Origin of the sequence: Marinobacter sp. AL4B (assembly GCF_019916045.1) — a bacterium.
Taxonomy (GTDB): domain Bacteria; phylum Pseudomonadota; class Gammaproteobacteria; order Pseudomonadales; family Oleiphilaceae; genus Marinobacter.
In genome coordinates, this window is sequence record NZ_JAILWZ010000013.1 from 602,576 (window position 1) to 615,087 (window position 12,512).

At 56.3% G+C, this 12,512-nt stretch carries 9 protein-coding genes; 5 read left to right on the forward strand and 4 right to left on the reverse strand.

The window, feature by feature from the left end; genetic code table 11:
- The first annotated feature begins 129 nt into the window (after positions 1 to 129).
- Positions 130 to 1,143 carry a histone deacetylase family protein gene (locus K5L82_RS13140; RefSeq protein ID WP_133007160.1) on the forward strand — a complete coding sequence of 338 codons (1,014 nt, stop codon included), beginning with the start codon at positions 130 to 132 and terminating at the stop codon, positions 1,141 to 1,143.
- Here the strand turns inward: K5L82_RS13140 and thiI are convergent.
- On the reverse strand, positions 1,140 to 2,594 hold the full coding sequence (thiI, locus tag K5L82_RS13145; RefSeq protein WP_223134449.1) for a tRNA uracil 4-sulfurtransferase ThiI: 1,455 nt from the start codon (positions 2,592 to 2,594) through the stop codon (positions 1,140 to 1,142). The two genes, K5L82_RS13140 and thiI, sit on opposite strands and share 4 nt — an antisense overlap.
- A 140-nt stretch (positions 2,595 to 2,734) precedes the next feature.
- Here thiI and ppnN point away from each other — a divergent pair, with 140 nt between their 5' ends.
- Positions 2,735 to 4,117: a nucleotide 5'-monophosphate nucleosidase PpnN gene (gene ppnN, locus K5L82_RS13150; RefSeq protein ID WP_316933398.1), complete on the forward strand. Its 1,383-nt coding sequence runs from the start codon at positions 2,735 to 2,737 to the stop codon at positions 4,115 to 4,117.
- Between the two features lie 35 nt (positions 4,118 to 4,152).
- Here the strand turns inward: ppnN and K5L82_RS13155 are convergent, their stop codons facing one another.
- Positions 4,153 to 4,488: a c-type cytochrome gene (locus tag K5L82_RS13155; protein WP_223134450.1), complete on the reverse strand. Its 336-nt coding sequence runs from the start codon at positions 4,486 to 4,488 to the stop codon at positions 4,153 to 4,155.
- Between the two features lie 221 nt (positions 4,489 to 4,709).
- Between K5L82_RS13155 and K5L82_RS13160 the strand changes: the two genes are divergently transcribed.
- Positions 4,710 to 5,813, forward strand: a complete 1,104-nt coding sequence (locus K5L82_RS13160; RefSeq protein ID WP_223134451.1) for an enoyl-CoA hydratase/isomerase family protein — start codon at positions 4,710 to 4,712, stop codon at positions 5,811 to 5,813.
- Between the two features lie 15 nt (positions 5,814 to 5,828).
- Here K5L82_RS13160 and K5L82_RS13165 read toward each other — a convergent pair whose 3' ends face one another.
- Positions 5,829 to 6,404: an ankyrin repeat domain-containing protein gene (locus K5L82_RS13165; protein WP_223134452.1), complete on the reverse strand. Its 576-nt coding sequence runs from the start codon at positions 6,402 to 6,404 to the stop codon at positions 5,829 to 5,831.
- A 67-nt stretch (positions 6,405 to 6,471) separates the two neighbouring features.
- A complete protein-coding gene (locus tag K5L82_RS13170; protein WP_223134934.1) occupies positions 6,472 to 8,604 on the reverse strand; it encodes a tRNA(Met) cytidine acetyltransferase TmcA in 2,133 nt (710 codons plus the stop codon).
- A gap of 253 nt (positions 8,605 to 8,857) precedes the next feature.
- Between K5L82_RS13170 and K5L82_RS13175 the strand changes: the two genes are divergently transcribed.
- Positions 8,858 to 11,134, forward strand: a complete 2,277-nt coding sequence (locus K5L82_RS13175) for an ATP-dependent helicase (RefSeq protein ID WP_262492717.1) — start codon at positions 8,858 to 8,860, stop codon at positions 11,132 to 11,134.
- A gap of 156 nt (positions 11,135 to 11,290) precedes the next feature.
- The gene (locus K5L82_RS13180) at positions 11,291 to 12,484 is read left to right on the forward strand and encodes an OmpA family protein (RefSeq protein WP_133007155.1); all 1,194 of its coding nucleotides are present in this window, start codon (positions 11,291 to 11,293) and stop codon (positions 12,482 to 12,484) included.
- Positions 12,485 to 12,512: the final 28 nt, after the last annotated feature.

The window sequence follows — 12,512 nt, forward strand, 5'->3', positions numbered from 1 at the left end:
GGATAGAACGGCTTGTTCATTTATGTCCCTCATAGTGGTAGCTGACAGTCACCCTGTAAAGTACCAGTGCGTTTTTGACGCCACCGAGTTCGAGCCTATACTCGAAGGAGTTAACCAAGGAGGCCGGACATGAAAGCATTTTTCCATCCCTCGCAGGATCTACACATTCCGAAGACGTATTTTACGCGGGGGCAAATGCGCCAGCCCCAGGAGGTGCCGGATCGAACCGTGCAAATGCTGGAAGGCTTGAAGGAATTGGGTATACCCGTGCTTCAGCCGGCGGACCAGGGCATGGCTTCAATTTCCCGGGTGCACGATTTAGGCTATCTGCGGTTTCTGGAGTCGGCTCACCGCCGCTGGCAGGAAATGGATGATTGGGGCGACGAAGTCATCTCCAACATTTTTGTACGCTCCCCCAATGCTTTGCGCGGCGTTCTGGCAGAGGCTGCCCGCTATCTAGCCGACGGCAGTTGCCCGATTGGCGCAAACACCTGGGAGGCCGCGTACTGGTCGGCGCAAACCGCACTCGGCGCTGCCGATACGTTGATGACGGGCGAGCGCGCGGCTTATGCGGTGTGCCGGCCACCGGGACATCACGCTCGCAAAGACGCGGCTGGCGGATTCTGCTATCTGAACAATGCAGCGATTGCGGCAGAACATCTGAAAAGCCGCTTTCCACGGACGGTCATTCTGGATACCGACATGCACCACGGTCAGGGCATTCAGGAGATTTTTTACGACCGCAGTGACGTGCTTTATATATCCATCCACGGTGACCCAACCAATTTCTATCCCGTAGTGACAGGCTTTGAAGACGAGCGGGGCGAAGGCGATGGCCTGGGCTATAACATCAATCTGCCCATGCCACACGGCTCCAGCGAGGATGATTTCTTTGCCAAGCTGCAAGACGCGCTCGCCGCTATCCGCCTGTACCAGCCGGATGTGCTGATTCTGACGCTGGGTTTTGATATCTACAAAGACGACCCACAGGCAAAAGTGTCCGTTAGCTCAGAAGGCTTTTGCCGGCTCAGCACCCATATACGACAGCTGGGGCTACCGACGTTGGTCATTCAGGAAGGGGGGTATGATCTGGACACTCTCAAAGAGAATGTCCAGCAATTCGTCCAGGGACTCAGCGTTTAGCGCGAGGGCGTGTAGACCTTCACATTGGCGTGCCCGTCGGCCTTCAAATGGCCGGCGTGCATACGGCTCATGGTGCCGCGATCGCAATACAGCAGGTACTGACTATCCGTCGGAAGATCCGCTAACTTCTGGTTGATTTCATAGAAAGGAATCTTCAACACATCATTACTGGTCAAAGACAGCGGCGCCCGCTCTTCCTCGGAAGGATGACGGATATCGATAATGACATCGCCTACAGACGGCGTTTCCACCAGTTCGACCTCTTCCGGCGTCACCACGCTGTCGAGCAATTGGTTAACCATCACATCCGTACGGTCCTCAATAGCCTTGGCCAGAACCTCCGGATTCATTTTCTCTTCTTCTTCCTCAACCCGGTGCAACTTGGCACGGGTCACCGGCCGGCTGGAAATCACACCGCAATATTCCGGCATGGTACGGGAAAATGGCTCGGTGCCGATGTCCCTCGCAATGCGAATGATGTCTTGCTTGTCCATGGCGATCAGCGGGCGTAGCACCACTTCGTCGCTGGCTCGGTCAACCACGTTCAGGTTGGTCAACGTCTGACTGGACACCTGCGCCACCGCATCGCCCATCACCAAACCGCCCACGTTGTAGTACTGGCCAATCTCAGCTGCGGCTTTCAGCATCATACGCTTTAGGACCACGCCCCAATGACGGTGGTTCACCGTGCGCATGATCTCCGCCACCACCCCTTCAAAAGGCACAGAGATGAACTTCACGTTGTGCGAAGAGGCGTATCGGTCCCACAGGTAATGGCTGACCTGACGAACGCCAACCTCGTGAGCAGCGCCTCCGAGATTGAAGAACAGAAAGTGGCTGCGCATGCCCCGGCGCATCATCAGGTAGGCCGCAACCGAGGAATCGTAGCCACCCGAGATCAGCGTCATCACGGTCTCAACGGCCCCGATCGGGTAACCGCCAGCACCCTCGTGGCGGCGATGGGCTATATGGAACTGATCGTCTTTAACCTCAATGCGCACTTCGATCTGAGGATTTTTTAAATCAACGCCGCGAGCATTGGTGGCCTGCAGAAGCATACCACCCACCAAACGCTCAAGATCAATCGAGCGGAAATCGTGATTGCCGATTCGCCGGGCCCTTACCACAAAGCTCTTACCATCCAAGCGATCAGCGAAAGCCGAAATGGCTTTGTCAGCCACATCCTGAATATCCACAAACGGGAATACACCGATTTCCTGGATGGTAGAGATGCCCGGAATCCGAACCAGCTCATCAATCACCGGGCTGGCCAAGCCGCGCTCTTCTGGTACATCCACATCGATTCGGTCCCAGCTGCCATCCACCCGGATATCAGAATCCAGCCGCGACAGTATTTTTCGGATGTTCTGCCGCAAATGACGCATTTGCTGCTTACGAACGGGTTTACTCTTGATGGCGACTTCAGAGGCAGGGCGAATCAGCAATTTCATAAGATAAGGACTTCAAATAGATAGAGACGTCGGTTGGAGAAACGTCGGGTAGCGAATTAGCGGGAAAGTGCTTAGTGTAACCTTAAGACCGTTATGATCAAAATCAGTCATAGCCGAAACACTCAGGAGCTCTCCAAACGATGACAGAATCCACCATGAATGCACTGGTTTCACCGGAAGGCAGCCTCGAGATCTTGTCCAGCCACGAGGTCGCCCGTCTCAAGGACAAGAGCGAAGGAGGTCTGTATCGATTATTCCGTCAATGCGCGCTAGCGGTCTTGAACACCGGTGTAGAAACGGACGACTGCAAAGAGTTAATGGAAACCCACGCGGATTTCGAGGTGCATCTTGTGCCTCAACCCAGAGGTTTAAAACTGGAGTTGGTTAACGCCCCCGCCCACGCCTTCGTGGACGGCGAAATGCTGCGAGCCAACCGGGAGCATCTGTTTTCGGTACTGCGAGATATTGTTTACAGCCATTCCCTTCCCAACTTTGTTGAAGGCTTCCGCAAAGACAACCCGGAAGACCTCACCAATCTGGTGTTTCACATCCTCCGGAATGCGCGTGTCCTAGAAGCCGGTCGGCAACCGGACATTGTCGTCTGCTGGGGCGGGCACTCCATCAGTCACAACGAGTATCAATACAGTAAAGAAGTGGGGCACCAACTGGGTCTGCGCGGGCTAAGCATTTGCACAGGCTGTGGTCCAGGTGCCATGAAAGGCCCGATGAAGGGCGCCACTATCGGCCATGCCAAGCAACGCATCAAAAATGGCCGCTACATCGGCATCACAGAACCGGGGATTATTGGCGCAGAAGCCCCCAACCCGATCGTCAACGAACTGGTGATCATGCCAGATATCGAAAAACGCCTGGAAGCCTTTGTTCGGGCTGGCCACGGTGTCATCGTTTTCCCAGGCGGCGTAGGTACGGCGGAAGAAATTCTCTATCTGCTAGGCATACTGCTGCATCCGGACAATGCCGACCTGCCCTTCCCGGTGGTGTTCACAGGCCTTCAGGAGAATGCCGAGTATTTCGAGATGATCGACCGTTTCATCCGCGATGCTCTGGGCGATGAAGCCGCCAGCAAATACAGCATCATTATTGATGATCCGGAAAAAGTGGCACAGACCATGAGCCAAGGCATGAAGGACGTGGAAACCTTCCGCCGCGCCATGCAGGATGCTTACTATTTCAACTGGATGCTGAAAATCGATCCGGTGTTCCAGCTGCCGTTTGAGCCCGATCACGACAACATGCGGGCGCTAGAGCTTCACCGGGACCAACCGCCGCACATGGTTGCCGCCAACTTGCGCAAAGCATTTAGCGGAATCGTTGCGGGGAACGTGAAGGAAAGTGGTATTCGGAAAATTCAGGAGAAGGGGCCATTCGAGATTGCGGGGGATCCGGCACTGATCGAACCGCTAGAGGAAATGCTGGCGCAGTTTATCGAACAAAACCGAATGAAGCTGCCCAGTTCATCCGCTTACAAACCCTGCTATCGAATTGTCAGTGGCGCGGTTTAAGCCGCACCACTGACAACTGACTTCCAAGCCGGAGCTTACTTTCCGCCGGCCGGCAGGCTGGCGAAGTAGGCGGCCAGGTTGGCAATGTCCGCATCGCTCAAGCTTGATGCCTGTCCTTGCATTACGGGCGCTTGGCCACCTTGGCGCTGTCCGGCCTTGTAGGCTTTCAAAGCAGCGACCAGATACTGTTCGTTCTGGCCCGCCAGGTTAGGATAAATTGGAATCTGAGCAACACCGTTCTGGCCGTGACAGGCTGCACAAACCGCCGCTTTTGCCTTACCAGCAGCGGCATCGCCTGCTGCCATAGAAGCGGCCGGGGCCAAGGCCCCCAACGCGAACAAACCAGCAACTGCGAAGTGTTTCATATTCATAGGGATAACCCTCTCATCTTTTAGGTTTTATAGCCGGCTCAACGCCGATCCAAATCTAGAAGTTACTTATAGCACAACCCTTGTGAGCTACAAATGCGATAGATCAAGGACATTGAAAGCATCATAATGTCCTTTTACTCCTGAACATACGATGCCAAAGTAAGAACACACCACAAAAACTCATCAGTTGAATCACCTGCCGATTATCGGAGACAGCGCTCATGCCAGTAGAGGTCCAGGAACTCGCCTGCCGGGAAGGCCACATCGGCCTACTGACCCTGAATTCGCCGAAAACTCTCAACGCCCTCACCGAAGAGATGGTCGTGCAGGCACAGAGCGCGCTTGACCGTTGGGCAGACGACAGCCGCATTTGTTTGGTCATTTTGCGCGGCAGTGGCGACCGCGCCTTCTGCGCCGGTGGTAATATCCGCGCCCTCTACGAAAACATACGCGCCGACGGCAACAGCGACGCCACCGAACGATTTTTTACACAGGAATACCGGCTGAATTACAGCCTGCACCGCTTCCCTAAACCCGTGGTCGGCTTGGTTCACGGCATTGTTATGGGCGGCGGCATGGGGCTAATGTCGGGCTGCCGCTACCGCCTGGTGACACCCGATGTCACCTTGGCCATGCCGGAAATCAGTATTGGCCTTTTCCCTGACGTTGGCGCCAGCTGGTTTCTCAACCGCCTGCCGGGCCGACTCGGTTTGTTCATGGGCCTGACCGGTGCGCACCTGAACGCTGCCGACGCTCTGCGAGTGGGGCTGGCCGATATGATCATAGAACCCGATCACATCGACGTATTACTGCAAAAGCTCCAGGAAGAGTATTGGCGAGGAGAGCCCGCGGCCGACGATAACCGCCTGTTCCGTTTGCTAAACCAAGTGGAAGCTGTGGATTATCGGGCATTGCCGCCGGGCCATCTGGAGCAACACGAACAGCACATTGCTAAACTCACCGCCGGTACCGAACTCCCCGCCGTGGTTGAACAACTGCTTGGCAGCGACAATAACGACCCGTGGTGGCAAGGCTGCATCCAGTCCTTGCGTAACGGATCTCCGGTTACCGCCTGGCTCATTTGGCATCAGCTGCAGAAGGGACAGCAGATGTCGCTTAAAGATGTGTTTCGAATGGAGCTGGCCATGGCACTGGAATGTGTCCGGCGCCCTGACTTAGCCGAAGGCATTCGAGCCTTAATGGTAGACAAAGACCAAACGCCCGTGTGGAGCTACCCGTCGGTGGCGGAAGTGCCTACGGAGGTTGTGGAACAACACTTCCAACCCGAATGGGACGACCAAACCGATCCCATGGCGCTGGAGTAACCAAGTTTGCGGGTGTTACCGGGTGGCACCTGCATGAATCAATAGCATTTCCAGATCGCGATTGTTCCGGGCACGAGCCAGGTCCAACGCTGTGCGGCCGTCATCGCTTCGGTAATTCACCTCGGCACCGGCGGCTAGCAGCATTTCGGCGGTCAGAAGATTCCCACTGCCCACCACTTTCATCAACAATGACTCGCCGTCCTGACTGACGTTCACATTCGCACCTGCCGCCAACAACGCCCGCACCACCGACAAATGGCCACTTTCAGACGCATGGATCACGGGGGTATAACCGGCGGAGTCCTCACCATTCACATCAGCGCCCGCCGCCAACAGCAACCGCACGATTCGCCGATTACCATTTGCTGCGGCTACCATTAAGGCAGATTCGCCTGCGGCGGTTGTCGGGTTCGGATTCACACCTTGTATCAGCAGGTTAAGCACCTCAAGGTCGTTACTGGCCGCCACCGCATTCATCAACGTACTGGAGTGTTCGCTTGCTATCGGATCCGGCTTCGTGTCCATCGAGCCACAGCCAACCAACAGCAGCACAACTAAACCCCAGAAGCACTTCCCCACGTCCATGATCATCGCTCTGAATCCCTGATTAACGTTCGGCTATTTTGAGCGGCAACCAGCACCATTTAAATCGAACTGATCACAACTCGGGTCCATTTTTCAGAAGTTCACCCACCAGCTTTCGCAGCCGTGTCTCACCCTCTTTCTGCCCGGAGCAAAAGCCTGCATACCGAACCGCATTCCAAGACCAACCCTGAGTGACCACCCGACACCACAAAGGAAAGTCCGGAAAATTTACCAACCAAGCCACCACTCCTGCGCACTGTTCCAGCTGTCGCAATACCGGCAACGTTAACTCGAAACCTCGGCATCCTTCGGAAAAGTTCATCAGATCCCGGCGGTCATCGGCATCCAGTCGAACCGCCGCCGGGAAACTGGCAGCCACAGCCGCAAGCAACTCGGGGGCCAACTCGGCCCAGTGTCGAGGCACTAGCACCGGCCAGTGAAGGGCAAACCGATCGCATAGGCTCTGCTCCAGTTGCTGCCCGAATTCAGACACACCACACAGCATTTGCAACGGAAACTCGCCGGTGCTGGATTCCTGTCGCAACCCCAAACGCACCACTCGCAGACCGCAAGCCTGCCAGAACGCCAGCAACCCCGGCTCGCCACCAAAACTGGTGCCCAAACCATCTAATTCTTGTTCCACGCAGGCTCGTTCAGCCTGAGCCACCAACTGTTTACCAATACCTAGCTGACGACACTCCTCGGAAACCGCCACCCGCACGATCCTGAGCGTACGCTGCACTGCCGCTTCCGGAAAACCGCCATGCGTCGCCAACGATTGAGCCAGCAGATGACCACGAGGCCTGCGAACCCCTTGCGCCACCTGCTCCGCCAACTCCGGCGCCAAGCCGCCTTCCACCGAAGCCCACAGCACGCCCACCGTTACCCCGTTGACGACAGCACGCCAACTTTGCGCACCCGTATCATCTAGCCACTGCCGGAGATCCGCCGGTGTGGTCCGGTAATGAGCATCCACCAGTAATCCGAAGGCTTCAGAAAGCACCTGCTCGTTGGCCCTTGCCGGGTACCAGCGTTCAAGCACCACGTCATCTTCAGACGGGCGCCCCCCCTTCGGGCTATCCGCCGACAACAAAAATAACGCCGAAACCAGCCTTTCCAGCGGATCACCATCCGCCCAGCGCACCGGCTCTGTCACATGAACCGACTGCCAATGCGGCGTTTCCCGGTCCAACACCTGCCGAAACCGAATGGCAAAACCCCGGCCCGTCCCTTCGTAACCATGCACCGTGCTGGCAAACGCCACCCGCGGCCATCCAAGAAGAACTTCCCGCAACCAATGCGCTGGCACACCGGCAGCCTCGTCCACCATCACCACCTCGGCGTCGGGTTTGTCGGCCAACAAATCCTGCACCGACAGATACCGAATAGACGACCCGCCTTCCATCACCAACGCATCATCGCGACGCTCCACCAGCCGCTCACCCAACCGCTCGGCCGCATGCCGGAAAAAACTCGTTAAATTGTCCACCGAAGGCGATGTCACCAACACCCGCTGCCGCCCTGCCAACAACAACTCCGCCGCTGCCATACCCAACGCCGCAGACTTCCCTCGCCCACGGTCCGCCGTCACCACCAACGGCCGACGCCGCCGACCCAAACCAAACCGCACCAACTGCGAAACCAGCTGCGCCTGCTCCGGCGTTGTAGTTGGCGCAAAAACTGACCGGCCAAATTCCGCCAGAGGCAAAACCGGCACCTCTTCATGACCTTGCCGAACCCGAATCACATCCGAATCTGCCGCCAAAACACCGGCCATACGCGCCGCAAACGCATGCTGCTCAGCTTGCTCCAGCCCCGTACGCACATAATCCGGATCCTTAAACGTGACCCAATCCTCCAATGGCGGCATCAGCCAGAACAACAAACCACCCGCCTGCAAGGTCCCCGGCAACGCCGCCAAACCGTCCGGCGGATTCCCCTGCCAACCGTCCCAAACCAAAACGGAGGTTTCTCGCCCTAGCCAGCGCTTGAACTGCTTCGACGCAATACCGGTCACACCGGCCAACTCCGCATCCTCGGCACGCCCCACCCATAGCGCCTGAGAAGTATCCAGCGTTTCTAAGCAACCAGACACCCATGAGCGACACCACTCCGGTTCACCTTCCACCAGCACCAGACGGCGTTCACCGGCAGCCCGCAAGCTGCCGGCAAGCGCTTGCCAGTTCCTTTTAGAAACAGATTTCATCGTCAAAAACAGACTCCAAGAGAATACGAAGCTCAAGGCCAATCCAAAGCAGTACCTTGTCGGAGACTACCTTCCAAAACTGTGCGCAGCCATGGATGGCGGAGCTCAAGCGTCACATGGACGTGCCGAAGGAGCGTGTTTTGGAAGGTAGTTCCCGACAAGGTGCGGGCGTAGAGCACAAGGTATGACCGTAAAGACAACCATTATGGAGCCCAACTACCCCCACTGCCAGTTGCCAAGTACAATACCCACCATGCCAACCAATCCCCAAACACCCGACACCAGCTTCCTCCCGGATTACCTCACCGACGAACAGCGGAACATCATCACCGCCGGTTACGAACACTCGGTGATCACCGCCGTCGCTGGCAGCGGAAAAACCTCCACCCTGGCCTGGCGCATCCGCTACCTACTGGCCCAAGGCCACGACCCCAACCGCATGCTGGTACTCATGTTCAACCGCAGCGCCCGGGTCGACTTTGAACGCAAACTCCACCAAGTCTGCGATCAATCCGGATTAGCACCACCGGAAATTCGCACCTACCACGCCATGGGCTACCGACTTTACAAACGCTTCGTGCGGGAAGGTTACCTACCGAACTTTTCGGACAAAATACTGACCGAACAAGAAATCGGCTACCAAGCCTGGATGCTCACCCGCAGGCTGGCTCCCGAAGATCTGGCCGACGAGATCCGCCGCAACAAAAAAGACTATGTCGAAACCGCCACTGGCTTCATCGACCTGGTAAAAACCTGCTTATCACCCGCCGAAATCGTCTTCGAAGAACTGGGTTACTCAGACAAGCACAAATACCTGATCGACCTGTTCCACAGCTTCGAACAATGGCGCAAAAGCCAAGGCCGAATCAGCTACGCCGACATGATTTACGAACCGGTCATGGCCATCCATCAGAACCCGCCACTACAGCGACTGGTAGGCAACAAAATGGACCTGATTTTGGTGGACGAATATCAGGACACCAACGAAATCCAGCACCTGCTGTTGCGCTACGTGGCGGGCGATCGGGCCAGGGTGACCGTGGTCGGCGATCCCGACCAGACCATTTACGAATTCCGCGGCGCCAAGCCAGAATTCATCTTGCGCCGATTCAGTGACGAATTCGAAAGCCCACTCGAGCAAACCCTGAGTTTTACGTTCCGCTACGGCCATCAGGTTGCGCTACTCGCCAACCACCTGATCTGCCATAACACTGGCCGGAAAGACGTGCTGTGCCATTCGCATCCGTCCACTGCGGCGACCCAAACCGAATTGCACCGTGCGGAAAACGATGGCGATCAGGTGCTGAAAATTCTGCAAACCCAAAGTCAGGACGAAAACGACCAGACCGCCGTGCTGCTACGGGTTTGGAGCCAGAGTGTTCCGATTGAGCTGAAGCTGTTGGCCCGACAGGTTCCCTATCGGATAGACGCTGGTAAAGGTGCCCTGTTTAGTCGAGAAGTGCAGGCAATGACCGCATTGTTGATGGTGGTCAGTGGCCGCATCAAACAGCTTCCCGATGCCGACCGGTTAGACATAGCCCGACAAATATTGCGTTTCCCTCACGCCGGCCTCAAAGAACCAGAACTGGAAAATCTTGCCCAGTTTTTGGCAGGATTCAGCGAACTCTGGCACGAACGTCTGCTGGCGATGGACTTTGATGCCCTGCAACCGATGCCTGCCCGAAAACTGCGCAAACTCGGCGAAGTTCTGGCCCAGCTAAAGAGTTACCAAGGGCCGGTGGCCGGCGTGATTCGAGTCTACGCCGAGTACACCGACTTGTATGACGGCATCCGAAGCCTGGCACTGACCCACGACAGTGCCGAAGAACGCATCGACACCATCCAGGGCTTTCGGGATTATTTGAAGAGTCTGGACACCGATGCCGGGGGCGCGCTGGATCATCTCAAAGCCCTGAAACAACAGGCCGGCACAAATGCCGACAAAGGCGTGCTGCTGTCCACGATCCATCGCACCAAAGGGTTGGAATGGCCGGTGGTAATTATTCCCGGTTTACAAGAAAAGTACCTGCCCTACAGCCCGCGACCGCAGGACAACGCTCAAGCTCTGTTGGAGAGTGAACGGCGACTGTTATACGTCGGTATGACCCGCGCCCGGCGAGCCTTGCACCTGATCACTCGCCCGCCCAGTCAGCGGCCCCACCTGGATGGCGATCAGGGACCCAGCCGATTCGTCTCGGAACTCTGCTATGAGCTGTCACGCGAGCTGGGGTCGCACCTTGATGGGTCCCCTTCTTCGCCTGCAGGTTCCTTGTCCTTGAGCTGCGCCACAACCACCGTCAGTACCCGATACGCGACGCGCGCAGGCTTAACGTTGGAGGGCGCCAAACCAGATCATGACTCCGATTTAATGGAACCGGTATGGCATCACCGACGTATTACCCATACGGTATTCGGCGCCGGAGAAGTGATCAGTGAAGACGAGAGCTCGTTCGAGGTCTGCTTTGACAATTCGGACACTCTGAACTTCAGTAAAAAGAGTGCGCACCTGTACTTCTCGGCGAGTACGTAACTGCACTATCGGTAGAAATCCGAAGACGTTAACACGGTAATATTTTTGTGTTTTTGTGACGGCTGCCCTATTCTTTAGTGGACTAAAGGTATCTGTGCAGGTATCGAAATATCCGAATAATAGTCGGACTCAAAAAAACGAAACAGGAGGTTCCGCATGAAATTCATGCGTCCGGTGGCCCTGGCTGCCCTTGCTACAACCCTTACAGCTCCCGCTCTGGCCGAAAGCCAGGAGACCATCTACCTGAACCCGTTCGCCGGTTACCAGTACTTCGGTGACAAACGCGATCTGAGTGAAAGCGACACCTACGGTGTGGGTATTGAATACCGTTTCCGTCCGCATTGGGCTGTAGAAGCTGTGTACTCGCGTGCCGACGTAGACCGCAAGTACGCTTCAGGCGAATCCGAGTTCGATGAAATCCGTGTGGATGGTCTTTACTACTTCGCCGGCCAGGACAAAGCCTGGAACCCGTACGTTTCTGCAGGTGCCGGCCACGCTGACTTCGGTTCAGGCCCAGCAGGTCTCCGTACTCCGGGTACCGATCACGACGAAACCCGAGTCAACGTGGGTGCGGGTGTTCGTTACAACATCAGCGACATGATTTCTCTGCGTGCCGACCTTCGCGAATTCCACGGTATCGATGAAAGCACCTTCGACACCATGGCATCTCTGGGTTTGAGCTTCGCGTTCCATCGCACGACTGCGGAACCGGCTCCAGCCGACGCTGATAACGATGGTGTACCTGATACCCGCGACCAGTGTCCAAATACTCCGGCAGGTGTCCAGGTAGACAGCAACGGTTGTGAGCTAGACAGCGACAACGATGGCGTGGTCAACAGCAAAGACCAGTGCCCGAACACCCCTGCTGGCGCTCAAGTGAACAGCCGCGGCTGTGAGCTGGACAGCGACAACGACGGTGTGGTCAACAGCAAAGACCAGTGCCCGAATACCGCGGCTGGCGTTGAAGTGGACGAAAACGGTTGTGAAGGTGTTACCGACACCATCGAAACCATCAACCTGCGTGTTCAATTCCCGCTCAACAGCTCGGTGATTGACGATGCATACGACCTCGAAATCCGCCAAGTTGCTGATTTCATGGAAGAGCATTCGGGTACGACCGTTGAGATTGCCGGCCACACCGATAACACCGGTAAAGCCGAGTACAACCGCTTCCTGTCTCAGCGTCGCGCTGAAGCCGTCGCTGATCGTCTGGTATCCGCGCTGGGCGTTGATGCCGATCGCGTCAGAGCCGTTGGTTATGGTGAAGTTGAACCGATTGCCACAAACGACACCTCTGCTGGCCGTGCCCAGAACCGTCGTGTAGAAGCCCGCATCCAAGTGCTCCGCTAAGACACTTTGATTCGGTCATACCAAAGAA